This window comes from Microbispora sp. GKU 823, from assembly GCF_002027145.1.
In the GTDB taxonomy this organism is placed as follows: Bacteria; Actinomycetota; Actinomycetes; order Streptosporangiales; family Streptosporangiaceae; genus Microbispora; species Microbispora siamensis.
Window position 1 is genome coordinate 93,715 of sequence record NZ_MWJN01000006.1, and the last position, 13,862, is coordinate 107,576.

The 13,862-nt window shown below is 72.3% G+C and carries 16 protein-coding genes and 2 pseudogenes; 9 read left to right on the plus strand and 9 right to left on the minus strand.

Annotated features, from left to right (window positions below; all coding sequences use genetic code 11):
• Window positions 1-62 precede the first annotated feature (62 nt).
• The 3 genes from B1L11_RS49815 to B1L11_RS05440 all read left to right on the plus strand — a co-directional run bounded on the left by B1L11_RS49815 (window position 63) and on the right by B1L11_RS05440 (window position 1,962).
• Window positions 63-194 (plus strand): hypothetical protein, encoded by a 132-nt coding sequence (locus B1L11_RS49815; RefSeq protein WP_256862249.1) that lies wholly within the window; start codon window positions 63-65, stop codon window positions 192-194.
• 128 nt (window positions 195-322) lie between these two features.
• Window positions 323-901 (plus strand): RNA polymerase sigma factor, encoded by a 579-nt coding sequence (locus B1L11_RS05435; RefSeq protein WP_256862250.1) that lies wholly within the window; start codon window positions 323-325, stop codon window positions 899-901.
• Window positions 902-903: 2 nt separating this feature from the next.
• Window positions 904-1,962: an LCP family protein gene (locus tag B1L11_RS05440; protein ID WP_079313457.1), complete on the plus strand. Its 1,059-nt coding sequence runs from the start codon at window positions 904-906 to the stop codon at window positions 1,960-1,962.
• Between the two features lies 1 nt (window position 1,963).
• On the opposite strand, the gene B1L11_RS49820 is transcribed toward B1L11_RS05440, so the two are convergent.
• Window positions 1,964-2,203, minus strand: a complete 240-nt coding sequence (locus tag B1L11_RS49820; protein WP_306291603.1) for a His/Gly/Thr/Pro-type tRNA ligase C-terminal domain-containing protein — start codon at window positions 2,201-2,203, stop codon at window positions 1,964-1,966.
• Window positions 2,113-3,189, minus strand: coding sequence for an aminoacyl--tRNA ligase-related protein (locus B1L11_RS05445; RefSeq protein WP_256862251.1), 1,077 nt, complete (start codon window positions 3,187-3,189; stop codon window positions 2,113-2,115). Before B1L11_RS05445 ends, B1L11_RS49820 begins: the two co-directional genes overlap by 91 nt.
• Window positions 3,190-3,473: 284 nt before the next feature.
• On the opposite strand from B1L11_RS05445, the gene B1L11_RS05450 reads away from it, so the two are divergent.
• The 4 genes from B1L11_RS05450 to B1L11_RS05465 are packed head-to-tail and all read left to right on the plus strand — an operon-like array spanning window position 3,474 to window position 6,471.
• Window positions 3,474-4,208, plus strand: coding sequence for a CPBP family intramembrane glutamic endopeptidase (locus tag B1L11_RS05450; protein ID WP_079313458.1), 735 nt, complete (start codon window positions 3,474-3,476; stop codon window positions 4,206-4,208).
• Between the two features lie 31 nt (window positions 4,209-4,239).
• Window positions 4,240-4,578 carry a PadR family transcriptional regulator gene (locus B1L11_RS05455; RefSeq protein ID WP_079313459.1) on the plus strand — a complete coding sequence of 113 codons (339 nt, stop codon included), beginning with the start codon at window positions 4,240-4,242 and terminating at the stop codon, window positions 4,576-4,578.
• Entirely contained in the window at window positions 4,575-5,279 is a 705-nt protein-coding gene (locus tag B1L11_RS05460; protein WP_079313460.1) for a hypothetical protein, read from the plus strand. The genes B1L11_RS05455 and B1L11_RS05460 overlap by 4 nt, the downstream gene beginning before the upstream one ends.
• A gap of 25 nt (window positions 5,280-5,304) precedes the next feature.
• Window positions 5,305-6,471, plus strand: coding sequence for a methyltransferase (locus B1L11_RS05465; protein WP_079313461.1), 1,167 nt, complete (start codon window positions 5,305-5,307; stop codon window positions 6,469-6,471).
• Between the two features lies 1 nt (window position 6,472).
• Here the strand turns inward: B1L11_RS05465 and B1L11_RS05470 are convergent.
• The 7 genes and pseudogenes from B1L11_RS05470 to B1L11_RS05495 all read right to left on the minus strand — a co-directional run bounded on the left by B1L11_RS05470 (window position 6,473) and on the right by B1L11_RS05495 (window position 12,948).
• Window positions 6,473-7,323 (minus strand): annotated as a pseudogene (locus B1L11_RS05470) (DUF72 domain-containing protein).
• A gap of 36 nt (window positions 7,324-7,359) precedes the next feature.
• Entirely contained in the window at window positions 7,360-8,313 is a 954-nt protein-coding gene (locus tag B1L11_RS05475) for a DUF4380 domain-containing protein (protein WP_079313462.1), read from the minus strand.
• Window positions 8,306-8,803 carry a zinc-binding dehydrogenase gene (locus B1L11_RS49825; RefSeq protein ID WP_256862252.1) on the minus strand — a complete coding sequence of 166 codons (498 nt, stop codon included), beginning with the start codon at window positions 8,801-8,803 and terminating at the stop codon, window positions 8,306-8,308. The genes B1L11_RS05475 and B1L11_RS49825 overlap by 8 nt, the downstream gene beginning before the upstream one ends.
• The gene (locus B1L11_RS49830) at window positions 8,800-9,375 is read right to left on the minus strand and encodes an alcohol dehydrogenase catalytic domain-containing protein (protein WP_256862253.1); all 576 of its coding nucleotides are present in this window, start codon (window positions 9,373-9,375) and stop codon (window positions 8,800-8,802) included. The genes B1L11_RS49825 and B1L11_RS49830 overlap by 4 nt, the downstream gene beginning before the upstream one ends.
• Entirely contained in the window at window positions 9,372-10,385 is a 1,014-nt protein-coding gene (locus tag B1L11_RS05485; protein WP_079313463.1) for an ABC transporter permease, read from the minus strand. The genes B1L11_RS49830 and B1L11_RS05485 overlap by 4 nt, the downstream gene beginning before the upstream one ends.
• 8 nt (window positions 10,386-10,393) lie before the next feature.
• Window positions 10,394-11,887 carry a sugar ABC transporter ATP-binding protein gene (locus tag B1L11_RS05490; protein ID WP_079313464.1) on the minus strand — a complete coding sequence of 498 codons (1,494 nt, stop codon included), beginning with the start codon at window positions 11,885-11,887 and terminating at the stop codon, window positions 10,394-10,396.
• A 47-nt stretch (window positions 11,888-11,934) separates the two neighbouring features.
• Window positions 11,935-12,948, minus strand: coding sequence for a substrate-binding domain-containing protein (locus B1L11_RS05495; RefSeq protein WP_218670916.1), 1,014 nt, complete (start codon window positions 12,946-12,948; stop codon window positions 11,935-11,937).
• A gap of 183 nt (window positions 12,949-13,131) precedes the next feature.
• Between B1L11_RS05495 and B1L11_RS49835 the strand changes: the two are divergent.
• A pseudogene (locus B1L11_RS49835) lies at window positions 13,132-13,485 on the plus strand (SDR family NAD(P)-dependent oxidoreductase); the annotation flags it as partial.
• A gap of 97 nt (window positions 13,486-13,582) precedes the next feature.
• The gene (locus B1L11_RS49840) at window positions 13,583-13,852 is read left to right on the plus strand and encodes an SDR family oxidoreductase (RefSeq protein WP_256862254.1); all 270 of its coding nucleotides are present in this window, start codon (window positions 13,583-13,585) and stop codon (window positions 13,850-13,852) included.
• The last annotated feature ends 10 nt before the right edge of the window (window positions 13,853-13,862 follow it).

Consider the following 13,862-nt stretch of genomic DNA (forward strand, 5'->3'; position numbering starts at 1 on the left):
CTCCGGGATCGCGGGACCTACCGGACCGGCTTGGTCGGCCGGGCCTCGGCGATGATCCGTCCGTGCGGATCTCACAGGTCCCGAACACGGCCTGGCAGACGACCAGGTCGAACGCGGCCGTCGGGGAAGGGGAGGTCGGCGCCTGCGTCCGGCCGGTCACCTTCCGCCGTCCGGCCGTCGTCAGCTCATCCTGATACTCGTAGGCGAGTGACGTGCGGGAGTGTCGCTCGTCCCTACCGTGAACCCGAAGCGCGACAAGTGGCGAGACACGGCTGTCCAGATTCCCGAAGGGTTAGGCCGGCTCGATGCCATGGTGTCGTTGATGATCCCCCTTGCCACCCCACGCCTGGACTCGGACCTGATCGCCGAGTCCAGGGCGCGGCCCGAGGCGTTCGCGGCGCTGTTCGACCGCTACGCGGCCATGCTCTACCGCTACGTGTCCCGCCGCCTCGGACCTGAGGTCGCCGAGGACCTGGTGGGAGAGACGTTCCTGGTCGCCTTCCGGCGCCGGGACCGCTACGACCTCACCCGCCCCGACGCCCGTCCCTGGCTGTTCGGCATCGTCAGCAAGCTCGTCTCCCGGCACCACCGCGACGAGGCCGCCCGCTACCGGGCGCTCACGCGCAGCCCGCTGGACGACGTCGCGCAGTCCCCCGCTGAACGCGTCGAGGACGGCGTGAGCGCCAGGGCCGTCCGGCCGCTGCTGGCCGCCGCGCTCGCGCGCCTGTCCAAGGGCGACCGCGATGTCCTGCTGCTCATCGCCTGGGCCGACCTGTCGTACGACGAGGCGGCGCAGGCGCTCGGCATTCCCGTGGGCACCGTCCGCTCACGTCTGAACCGGGCACGCCGCAAGGTGCGCGAGGCGCTCGGCCACACCAACCCGCTGCGCGACGAGGAGTAAGCATGGACGACCTCACGATGCTCCGCGATCTCGGCCGCGGTCTCGAGCACGAGCCCCCGGCCGGTCTCGCGCGCCAGCGGCGGCGCCTGCTGGACGAGGCGGCGGGCGGGCGCCGCCGACGCCTTACGCCATGGAGCGGCGGCCGCCGGGCGGGGTGGATCACCCTGGTGGCGGTCGCCGTGGTCACCGCCGCGCTGGTCGTGGTGCCGACCGTGCTGCTGCGCGGGACCACCGGCGCGCACACCGTGGCGCCGCTTACCGGGGACCGTCCGGCCAAGAAGGGCGAGGCCCTGACCGTGCTGCTCCTCGGCTCCGACCGGCGCCCGACGTCCGCAAACGCCGGCGACCTGGGCGAGCGCAGCGACCTCATGGTCCTCCTTCGGCTGTCCGCCGATCGGAAGCGGGTGACGGCCGTCAGCCTGCCCCGCGACTCCATGGTCCGGATCCCGCAGTGCCGGTCCGCCGACGGCCGGACCGTCGCCGCACATCAGGACATGATCAACCAGGCGTACGCGATCGGCGGCCTGACCTGCGCGTGGAAGACGGTGGAGATCACCACGGGCGTGCGCGTCGACCACGCCGTCGCCATCCGCTACGACGGATTGGAGAAGCTGGTCGACGCGCTCGGCGGCGTCGAGGTCACCCTCCCCCGCGCCGTGGACGACCCCAAGGCGAAGCTGAAGCTGCCCGCCGGCCGGTCCGTCCTCGACGGCAGGACCGCGGTGGCCTACGCACGTCTGCGGTTCGCGTTGGGCGACGGCTCCGACATCGCGCGCATCAAGCGCAACCAGGCCCTCGTCCAGGCGTTGCTGAAGAAGTTCTCCCGAATCGACCGTCCCGCGGACCTGGCCGCCCTCGTCCGCGTGGCCGCGACGTCGGTCACCGCGGACGCGGGGCTGGACCTGGACACCATGCTCGCCCTGGCCCTGGACGTGCGGCGGGCCGGCACCCGGGTCACGTTCGTGACCGTGCCCTGGCAGCCCTCCAGGAAGGACCCGAACCGGATCGAATGGAAGCAACCGGACGCCGCCCGCCTGTTCGAACGACTCGCCGCGACCTGAGTCACGACGCGGGCTCCCACAGGGCGGCGGCGCGGGCCTCGACGAGACCGCCGATGCGGGCCAGCGCCTCGGCGGCGGGCATCGCGTCCAGGGCGCGGCCGTCGCGCAGGCGCAGCGCGACCTCGTCGCCCGCGGCCTCCTTCGCGCCGATCACCGCCTGGTAGGGCGCAAGCCGGGCGGCCCGAACGCGGGCCCCCAGGCTGCCGTGCTCGGGCCCGGAGACCTCCGCCCGCAGGCCCAGCTCGGCGCAGCGCCGTACGAGCGCCTCGGCGGGGGGGCAACTCGGCCTCGGTCACCGGCAGGACCACCACCTGGGTGGGGGGCGAGCCAGGCGGGGAAGGCGCCGCCGTACACCTCGATGAGGTGCGCCACGGCCCGCTCCACGCTGCCGATGATGCTGCGGTGGACCATGACGGGCCGGTGCCTGGCGCCGTCCGGGCCGATGTAGTGCAGGTCGAACTGCTCGGGCTGGTGGAAGTCGACCTGCACGGTGGACAGGGTGGCCTCGCGTCCGGCGCCGTCGGCGATCTGCACGTCGATCTTCGGGCCGTAGAACGCCGCCTCGCCCTCGGCGGCCTCGTACGCCAGGCCGGAGCGGTCGAGGACGTCGGTCAGCATGGCGGTCGCCCGCCGCCACATGTCGGGGGCGGCCACGTACTTCCCACCGGCCCCCGGCAGGGACAGCCGGTAACGGACCGGGCGGATGCCGAGCACGGCGTACGCGCGCCTGATCATCTCCAGGGCCCCGGCCGCCTCGGCGGCGACCTGGTCGAGGGTGCAGAAGATGTGCGCGTCGTTGAGCTGGATCGCCCGCACCCGGGTGAGCCCGCCGAGCACGCCCGACAGCTCGGAGCGGTACATGCCGCCCAGCTCGGCGACGCGCAGCGGCAGCTCGCGGTAGCTGTGCGAGCGGGAGCGGTAGATCAACGCGTGGTGGGGGCACAGGCTCGGCCGCAGCACGACCTGCTCTCCCCCGAGGTCCATCGGCGGGAACATGTCGTCGCTGTAGTGGGACCAGTGCCCGGAGATCTCGTACAGCTCCCGTTTGCCGAGCACGGGGGAGTACACGTGCCGGTATCCCGCCCGCCGTTCGGCGTCGCGGATGTACTCCTCCAGGGTGTGCCGGATGACGGCGCCGTCGGGCAGCCAGTAGGGCAGCCCGGAGCCGATCAGCGGGTCGGTGTCGAACAGGCCGAGCTCGCGGCCCAGCTTGCGGTGGTCGTGCATCGCGGTCTCCTCGCGTTTCGGTTTTCGGCTGCGGCGAGGCGAGTGACCGGACGGCGAAGCCCCGGGGCAACTCGCCCCGGGGCTTCGATGAAAGTACGTGTCAGCGCGCCGGGACGGTCTCCGGCGTCGTCGTCAGGCAGGCGCGCATCATGCCGCGAACGCTAACACAGCCGCTGATCGTCTCCCAACCGGTTTCGCAGGCGGCGTTTGCCACATAGATTGTAATCCTAACTAGGTCGCTTTATCGTCTAAGTCGCCAACACAGGTAAGAAGGACGGCAATCCATGAGCATCTCTGCGAGCTTCTCGACCCCGGGCCTGCTCCTGACCGTCACGCTGACGGCCTATCTGGCCTTCGCCGCTCCCTGGCTGGGCAAGCGCCAGTACGACCGGCTGGCACGACGCCGCGCCCACGACCCCCGGGCGCTGGTGCACGCGTACCGGCTGTGGATCGCCGAGGAGTGGATCTGGCTGGCGGTGACGGCGCTGATCCTGGTCCTGTCGCCGGGGCTCGGCCCGGCGGATCTGGGATTCGCGATGCCGGGCAACCTGGACCAGATCGCCCCGGCGGTCGTCGGCATGACCGGCGCCATCGTGATCGGCACGCTGCTGCTCCGCCGCCTCGCCCGCTCGGGCCGTGCCGTGCCGGGCCAGGCGGCCTTCGCGGAACTGATGCCGCGCACCCCCGCCGAGCGGTGGCACGGCCTCGCCATGGCGGTGACCGCGGGCGTCTGCGAGGAGATCGTCTACCGCGGCCTGCTCATCGCGTTCGGCGTCGGCGTGCTGGGCCTCGGCACCGCCGCGGCCGCCGCCCTGGCTCTGGCGGTCTTCGTCGCGGGCCACCTCTACCAGGGCTGGAAGGGCATGGTCGCGGTGACCCTCCTCGGTTTCTGGCTCACCATCGTGTACCTGTCCACCGGCAGCCTGCTGCTGCCGATTTTGATGCACGTCCTGATCGACGTACGGGGCCTCGTGTGCCTGCCGGCACCCACCGGGAAGACGGTCGGTCAAGCGGTCTAGGTAGTACTCCTACCGTGCGAGGATGAGGCACATGGCGACCGACCGCCGCGCGAGCTGGCTCAAGGGCGTCCTCGACCTGCTGGTGCTGGCCAGCCTGACCGAGGGCGAGAACTACGGCTACGAGATCGCCAAGATGCTCGCCGGCTCCGGGCTCGGGCAGATCCGCGGCGGCACGCTCTATCCCGTGCTCAACCGCCTGGAGGAGGCGGGCCTGGTGTCGGCCGAGTTCCGGGTGACCGAGCGGGGCCCCGGCCGGCGCTACTACCGGCTCACCGAGCAGGGCAGGCGGACGCTGGCCGAGCAGGGCCGCCTGTGGCTGGCGTTCGACGAGTCCGTACGCACGGTGCTGGCCTCGGGAGGACTGAAGTGAGCGGCTACCTCGACGAGCTGGGTACCCTGTTGCGCGCGGGCGGCGTGCCCGCGGCGCAGGTCGAGGCCACCGTCGCCGACCTCGCCGCGTACGTCGCCGAGACCGGCGCCGACCCGGAGGAGGAGTTCGGGCCGGTCGGCGACTTCGCCGGGCAGTTGCTGGCGGCGCGGGCGCCCGAGACCGACGCGACGGACGCCACCGAGTGGCGGTGGACCGCCGACATCTTCACCGACCGCCAGATGCTGGCCCGGCTCGGTGACCAGGGCTGGGAGATCGACCGGGTCGACCACCTCGGCAGGTTCGTCAGCCACCGCGACCCGGAACGGCCGCAGCGGTGGGAGTACCGCAGGGAACTGTCGATCGGCGGTTCCACGCCTGCCGCGCGCCTGGCGCCCGAGGGCTGGGAGCCCTGCGGCACCTGGATGTACTGGCGGTACTTCAAGCGGCCCAGGGCCGCCAGCGTGGGACCGGCCGCGCAGCTCGACTCCCCGCCCCCGGCCCCCGGCCGCAATGTCTTCTTCAGCCGGCGGTTCTACCTCGTGCTGGCCGTGGCCCTGCTCGCCATGGTCATCCCCGGGATCCTGTGGGGGCCGTCGGACAGCGGCGGGCCGGGCTTCTTCGCCGGCATGGCCGTCGGAGGCTGCGTCGCGATCGCCGCCCTTGCGGTGATGTGGCTGTGGACGGCCCGCCGCCGCCAGTAGAGCGGGGGCACTAGCCTGAGCGGCGATGGACCGTATGACGACGGCGCGGGGTGATCTCGACCTCGCCCGCTTCCCCGAGGACCCCCGCGACCCGCTCCGCGCGTGGGACGCGGCCGACGCGTACCTGCTGCGGCACCTCGACGAGCGCGAGGGCGGGCCGGTGGACCTGTCGGGGAGCCTGGTCGTGCTGGGCGACCGGTGGGGCGCCCTGGCCACCGCGCTCGCCGCGCAGCGCCCCGTCCACCGTCCCGTGCAGATCAGCGACTCCTTCCTCGGCCAGCAGGCCACCCGCGCCAACCTGGAGCGCAACGGCCTCGGCGCGGACGCCGTACGGCTGCGCACGACCAGGGACGCGCCGCCGGACCGGATCGACGTGCTGCTGGTGCGGGTGCCCAAGAGCCTCGCCCTCCTGGAGGACCAGTTGCACCGCCTCGCCCCTCACGTGCACGAGGGCACGGTGGTCGTCGGCGCGGGGATGGTCACCGAGATCCACACCTCGACGCTGAAGCTGTTCGAACGCGTCCTCGGGCCGACCAGGACCTCGCTGGCGGTCAGAAAGGCGCGGCTGATCTTCTGCTCGCCCGCCTCCGGCGCGCCGCGTGGGGAGAATCCGTGGCCGCGGAGCTACGCCTTGCCCGCCGACGTCGGGGTCGTCTCCGGCCTGACCGTCGTCAACCACGCCGGCGTCTTCTCTTCCGAGCGTCTCGACGCCGGCACCCGGCTCCTGCTGCGCAGCCTGCCCACGCGTACGGGGGCCGAGCACGTGGTCGACCTCGGCTGCGGCAACGGGGTGATCGGGCTCGCCGCGGCGCTGTCCAACCGCGAGGCCGAGGTGACGTTCATCGACGAGTCCTACCAGGCGCTGGCCTCGGCCGAGGCCACCTTCCGGGCGAACGCCGGGGCGGGCACCGCCGCCCGGTTCGTGGCGGCAGACGGTCTGTCGGGCTTCCCGCCGGGCACGGCGGACCTGGTGCTGAACAACCCGCCGTTCCACACCCACCGGGGCAGGACCGACGCGACCGCCTGGCGCATGTTCAACGGCTCGCGTGCCGCGCTGCGACGGGGCGGCGAGCTGTGGGTGGTGGGCAACCGCCACCTCGGCTACCACGTGAAGCTGCGCCGGCTCTTCGGCAACTGCGAGGTCGTCGCGAGCGATCCGAAGTTCGTCGTGCTGCGGGCCGTGAAGCGCTGACTCAGAACAGGGTCAACGGCTCGTTCGGCATGGGCTCGGGCAGCGGTTCCACGCCGGGCACCTCGGCGCGTACGTCGTCGTGGAACCGGCGGGCGAGCGTCAGCGCGTCGGCGTTGTCGGGGGTGTGCACGAACACCGTGGGCGAGCGGCCCTCGCGCAGCCACCCGGCGACCGCCTCCACCCAGTGCCGCCAGCCCTCGGCCGTACGCTCCGGGTCGTCGCGGCCGATGTAGCGGACGATCGGGCGGTCGGTGAGTGCGGCGGTCCGCAGCGGCACGCGCGGCTTCTTCGACCAGGCGTCCCGTTCGGCGTCGCTGGTCGGCGGGCTGCGGAACAGCACCGTCGTGTCGAACGGCACCCACTCGGCGCCGGCCCCGGCCAGCACCCGCTCCAGGAGCCGCGCGGCCCGGGGGTCGTCGAAGAACGCGCGGTGACGGACCTCGACGGCGTAGCGGTGGTCGCGGGGAAGCCGGCCGAGGAAGGCCGCCAGCGTGCCGACGTCCGCCGGGCGAACGAACCCGGAAGCTGGATCCACAGCGCGTGGGCGCGCGGGCCGAGCGGCTCGATCGCGTCGAGGAAGGCCCGCAGGTCGTCGTCGGCCCCGGTCAGGCGGCGCTCGTGGGTGATCGGCTTGGGCAGCTTGACCACGAATCGGAAGCCGGGGTCCGTCTGCCGCGCCCAGGACTCGACCGTGCTCCGTGAGGGCGTCGCGTAGAAGGTCGTGTTGCCCTCGACCGCGTTGCACCAGGTCGCGTAGGCCCGCAGCCGCTCCCCCGGAGGAAGCGGGTGTGGCAGGAGACGCCCCTGCCACGGCGCGTGCGTCCACATCGCGCACCCCACATGAAGCCGCATGGCCCCGACGTTATCCGGTTCGGATCACTCCCCGGCTCACTGCCCGGCGACGGGCGGCGGCACGTCCGTCACCGACCAGGTCACGCGGTGGCGCAGCACCTCGCCGGGCGCTAGCGAGGTCAGGGGCGACATGGTCTCGGCCTCGACCAGCCGGGCGGTGGGACGCAGGCCCTCCAGCCCCTCAAGCTCCTCCTCCTTGGGGTACTGCATCCAGATGGCGATCTCGGAGCCTTCGTCGGGGTAGGGCGCGCCCGGCCGCACGTCGAACCGCTGCGTCAGCGTCGCCCCGCCGGGGGCCACCACCGCCAGCCATCCGGCCGTGCCGCCGATACCGATCTTGCCGACCACGTCGCCTACCGGCACCCGGCCCGCCGAAGGGGAGACCCGCTCAAGGACCGGCGCGCCGTCGGGGGCGAACAGCGTCACCGGCGCCCGGTGCCGCTCGGTCAGCCCGACCCACACCCCGCACCGGGGATCGTCGTGGTCGCGGAACGACTCGGTCTCGAACTGGGTCACCGTCCAGGCCGCCCACCGCACCGGGTGGCCGGTGACGTTCTCCAGCTCGCTGTCGACCACGAGGACGGGCTCACCGGCCGACATCGTGACCGTACGGGTGACGGCCAGCCCGGTGCGCGGGTCGTCGCCGCTGCGCATCCGTACGCGCAGGTCGTCGCGCTCCAGCACGGTGTAGGCGCCGGCGTCCAGCACCGGGTCGGGCGGCCCCGCCCACTCCTGCGCCGACGACCATCCCTGCGGGGCGGGCCAGGTCTTGTCTCCGCCCCAGTTCGCCCAGGTCGCGAATCCGGTGGGGGCGGGCAGCCGCCGCGCGGCGGGGGTGAGCGCCAGCGACTCGTCGAGCAGATCCGGGTTGCGCCACAGCCACTCCCGGCCCGCGGCGCGCAGCGAGATGATCCGCCCGCCGCGGCCCGGCAGGACGACCGCCTCCCCCCAGGGCGCGGCGAGCCGGACCAGCGGCTCCCGGCTATTCATCGCTCTGCGTGGGGACCAGGCAGACCTTGCCGGTCCGCCCCGAGTCGGCCAGACGATACGCCTCGTCGGCCTTCTCCAGCGGCAGCACGTCGGTCACCAGCCGCTGCGGGCTGGCGCCCCACCGCACCAGGCGGAAGGCTAGCTCCTCCATCGCCTGCAGTGAGGTGACCCAGGAGGCGTACAGGGTGAGCTGGCGGTGCAGCAGCAGGTCGGAGACCTCGGTCTCCAGACGGCCGCCCTCGCCCACGAGGGAGACGCGGCCCCACTCGGCCGCGCCCCGGATCGCGACGCTCCGGCCCGCGGCCGAGCCCGAGCAGTCCATCGTCACCGAACAGCCGCGTCCTCCGGTGGCCTCGTCCACGGCCTCGGCGACCCCGTCGTCGGCGATCAGGACGTCGTCGAACAGGCTGAGGGACCGGGCGTGCGCGGCGCGCTCGGGCGAGCGCTCCACGCCGAGCACCCGGGTCGCGCCGAGACCGCGGGCGATCATGGCGGCGGCCAGCCCGACCGGCCCGAGGCGACCACGAGCAGGTCGTCGCGCCCGCCGACCCCGGTGCGCAGCAGGCCCTCGTACGCCGTGCCGAACCCGCACGCGATCAGGGCGCCGTCCACGTAGGACAGCTCGTCCGGCAGCGGCACGGCCGTGCTCTCCTCGACCAGGATGTACTCGGCGTGCCCGCCGTCGCGCTGCCAGCCGTACGCCGACCTGCGCTCGGGGTCGGAGCAGCTGATCATGTGGCCGCGGCGGCAGTTGGAGCAGCGCCCGCAGCCGGAGATGTGGTAGACGATCACCCGGTCGCCCACCCCGAAACGCCGGCAGCCCGGACCGGTCTCCACGACCTGGCCGCTGGGCTCGTGCCCGGCCACGACCCCCTTGTACGCCGCGCCCTCCTGGCCGACGTGGGTCTTGTGCCCCCGGTAGATGTAGGACAGGTCGCTGCCGCAGATGCCGGACGCGCCCACCCGTACGAGCAACTGGCCGGGGCCGGGCGTGGGCACCTCGACGTCGCGGAGCACGGCGGTGAAGTCGCCGGGCAGGAAGACGCCTTTCATGGTGGTCATGAGCTACGGGCTCCGTTCCGCTGGGAGAGCAACACGTTGATCAGCACGGCGCCGACGATGATGACGCCGCGGACCACGTCCTGGAAGAAGGCGTTGACCCCGAGCAGCACGAGGCCGTTGCCGATGACGGTGATGAAGGCGACGCCCAGCAGGGTGCCGAGCAGGGAACCCTTGCCGCCGGCGAGGGAGGTGCCGCCGATCACCACCGCGGCGATCACGTCGAACTCGAGGCCGACCGACGCGCCGCCGTTCCCCGACCCCAGGCGCGCGGCCAGCAGCAGGCCGCTGACCGCGGCGAGCAGGCCGGTCGTCGCGAACAGGATCACCCGGATCCGGGAGACGTTGATTCCCGCGAGGCGGGCGGCCTCGGCGTTGCCGCCGACGGCGAAGACCGAGCGGCCGTACGCCGTGCGGTTGGCCACGAAGAGGAACACGACGAACAGGACCGCCATGATGATGGCCGGGGTCGGGATGCCGAGGATGCTCCCGGACAGGACATCGAGGAACCCGTTGGCCTCCAGCGGGACCGGCAGTCCGTCCGTCATGTACTGCGCCAGCCCGCGCAGGGCGCTCCACAGGCCCAGCGTGGCCACGAACGACGGGATGCCCCAGCGGGCGCGCAGGAAGCCGGCCCCGGCTCCGAGCAGCAGGCCCACCGCGAGGCAGACCAGTACGGCGAGGGCGAACGGGATGTGCCACTCCCCGGTGGCCTTGGCCAGCAGCACCGAGGAGAACGCCACGGCCGGGCCGATGCTGATGTCGATCTCACCGGCCACGATGACGAGGGTCATCGCCCACGCCACGACGCCGATCGTCGCCGCGTCGCGCAGGATGGCCAGCTGGTTCGTCACGGTCAGGAACCCCGGCGCCGTGGCGGCGAGCACCACGAACAGCACCACGATGGCCCCGATGAGCCCGATCTCGTTCAGCCGTTGCGTGTTGCGTCCCAGCCGCCCGCCCCGGGCAGCCGCCTTGGCCACGGGCGGGCCCGTGGGCGTGGTCGTGCTCATGTTCTCCCTCACTCCTCGGCAATCGCTAGGGCCATGACCCGGTTGAGCTCGATCTCGTCGCCACTCAGCTCGGCCACGGCACGCCCGCCGCGCAGGACGACGATCCGATCGCAGACGTCGGCCAGCTCCTCCACCTCGCTGGACACGAAGACCACCGCGCGCCCGTCGTCGGCCAGCAGTCGCATCTGGTCGTAGATCTGGCGTTTGGCCTCCACATCCACGCCGCGGGTGGGCTCGTCGAGCAGCAGCACGTCGCTTCCCGCGTGCAGCCACCGGGCGAGCACGGCCTTCTGCTGGTTGCCGCCGCTGAGCGTGCCGATCGGCGTGCCCGGGCGGGCCGTCTTGATCGCCAGGCGGTCGATGAGCGCCCGGGCGGCCTGCCGTATCGCCCGGCGGTCCAGCACTCCCGACCTGCTCACCCTGCGCAGGTCGCTGATGACGATGTTCTCGTCGACGCCCATCAGCGGCACGATCCCCTCGCGCCGCCGGTTCTCCGGCGTCATGCCGAGGCCCCTGCGGAGCATCGCGGCGAACGCGCCGGGCCGTACGGCCTCGCCGCGCAGGCGGATCTCACCGGAGGCCGGGCGGTCGAGCCCCACCAGGGCGCGCAGCGTCTCGGTGCGGCCCGAGCCGAGCACCCCGGCGATGCCCAGGATCTCGCCGGGCCGCACGTCGATGTCGAGGCCGTTCAGCCGGTCGCTGACCAGGCCGCGCGCCGACAGCACCGGCGGCTCCTCGCTCGGGCGGCGGTCCCGGGCCGCCACGGTCTCGGGCGCCGTGCCGAGCATCATCGCGACGATCTCGTGGGTGGAAGCCGTGCGCACCGGCAGCGTCTCCACGATCCTGCCGTCACGGACGACCGTGGCCGTGTCGGCCACCTGCCGGATCTCGTCCATGCGGTGGCTCACGTAGATGACCGCCACGCCCTGCTCCGCGACGGTCCGTACGACGTCGATCACCTGCCGGACCTCGGCGGCGGCCAGGGAACTGGTCGGCTCGTCGAGGATGAGCAGGGTGGGCCGCTGGCTGACGGCGCGGGCGATCTCCACGAGCTGCTGCCCGGCGGAGCCCAGCGAGCCGACCGGGCTGTCGACGTCGATGTCCACGCCGATGCGCGCCATCGCCTCCTTCGCGTCGGCGCGCATCCTGCGCAGGTCCAGCGCGCCGCGGGAGCGCGGCCAGGCCCCCAGGAACAGGTTCTCCGCGACCGTCATCTCCGGCACCAGGCTCAGCTCCTGGTAGACGGTCGCGACCCCCAGGGCGGCGACGTCCCGCGTGCCGAGGCCCGCCAGTGGCTTGCCGCGTACGAGCGCCTCACCGGAGTCGAGGTGCTCGGCGCCGGACAGCACCTTGATCAGGGTGGACTTGCCGGCGCCGTTCTTGCCCAGCAGCGCGCGGACCTCGCCGCGCCGCACCGCGAAGTCGACGTCGCTGAGAGCGGTGACGCCGGGGTAGCGCTTGGTGCCCGCACGCACCTCCGCGACGACGTCGGTGTTCGACATGGGAGCCTTCCTGGGAGCCTTCGGTGGGGACGAGTGACCTGGACGGTTTACGGAATCCCGTCTGCGTGCTCGGTCAGCCACTTCTCGTTCGTCGCCTTGTCGTCGGCGGTGTAGAGGATCGGGTCCACCGGGATGACGAACGAGTCGTTCTTGGCGCCGCTCGACGCCTTGCGGGCGGCCTCGTACGCGAGCTTGCCCACGGTCTGCGCGGGCACGTCGATCTCCGCCTTGAGGATGCTGCCGTCCACCAGAGCCTTGGCGATGTCGACGGTCATGTCGCTGCCGAAGACGACGGTCTTGCCGACGCGGGAGCGCGTGGTGACGGCCTTGATGCCGGCCAGGGTGCCGCCGCCCGCCACGGCGTAGAACGCGTCGAGCTCGGGGTTCGCGGTGATGATGTTCTCCGCGACCGGGGTGGCCTTGTCGACGACCGCGCCCTCCTGGTCGGCGACGTACTGGGCGCCCGGCACCGACTCGGCCAGGCCGTCCTTGAAGCCGCGCTTGCGCTCCTTGCAGACCTCCACGAAGTCGCAGTTCAGAATCGCGATCTTCGGCTTGTCGATCTTCTGGGAGGTGAAGTACTTGCCGGCCTGCTGACCCAGCTTCTTGCCGAAGACGTACGGGTCGGACAGGACGTAGCCCCAGACGTACTTCTTGGCGTCCGCGTCGTTGATGCAGGTGTTGTAGCAGACGACCGGGATGCCGGCCTTGCTCGCCGCCGCGATCGCCGGGGTGGACGCCGTGGCGGAGACGGCCGAGGTGATGATCGCGTCCACGTTGGAGGCGACCAGGGTCGACATGAACGAGGACTCCTTGGCCGCGTCGCCCTGCGCGTTGTTGCCCAGCAGCTTGAGCTGCGAGTCCTGAGCGGCGGCGGTCTCGATGCCCTTCTTCACGCCGGCGTAGAAGCCCTGCGAGTCCAGGTAGATCACGCCGACGCGCAGCTGTTCCTTCGTGCCCGAGGCGCCGCCGGACCCGGCGGACTGACCGCAGGCGGCGAGCACGGCGCCGACGGCCAGCAGGGCGATGCAGCGCATCGCCGTGAGTCGAACTGATGCCACGAATGGCCTCCCATGAGTCTGTCTTCGGTTGGCGACGCCACCGGGTAGGGCGCGCTGCGCCACGTCCAGATGATGAGGCGGGCGTAACGTGCCTGTCAATAAATTGTCATAAAAAAACACTTATCGTAGAGTGGCGGCGTGAACCTCCCCGGACCTTCCACGGAGGCCGGATGCTGCGCGGTCGTGACCGGCGCCGCCTCCGGCATCGGCGCGGCTACCGCCAGGCGCCTCGGCGCGACGGGCATGCCCGTCCTGCTGTGCGACATCTCCCCGGCCGGGGAGGACGTCGCCGCGGCTGTCGTCGAGGCGGGCGGCACGGCAAGATTCGTGCGCATGGACGTCAGCGACGAGAGCGCGTGGGGGGAACTCCGCCGCGTCGCCCACCGGGAGTACGGCCCGGTGCGGCACCTCGTCAGCAACGCCTACGTCGTGGACGTGAGACCCGTGCACGACCTGGGCGCAACATCGTGGAACCGGCAGCTCGAAGTGAACCTCACCGCCTCCTACCTGGCCTTTCGCACGCTACACGAGGATTTGAAGGCGACGTCGGGGGCGGTCGTCCTCGTCTCGTCGGTGCACGCCCTCGTCGGCCTCCCCCGGCCACCCGGCGTACGCGGCGACGAAGGCGGCGCTGGTGGGCCTCGGCCGCCAGCTCGCGGTGGACTACGGCCCCGAGGTACGCGTCAACACCGTGCTGCCCGGGCCGATCATGTCCCCCGCTTGGGACCGCGTGGCGGAGGAGGACCGGCGCCTGAGCGTGGAGGCCACGATCGCCAAGCGGTTCGGCGACCCGGCCGAGGTCGCCGCGGCGATCGCCTTCCTGCTGTCGGACGAGGCGTCCTACATCACCGCCACCACCCTCGTCGTCGACGGCGGCTGGAGCGCGACGAAGAACTCCTCCTGAGAGGGATGAC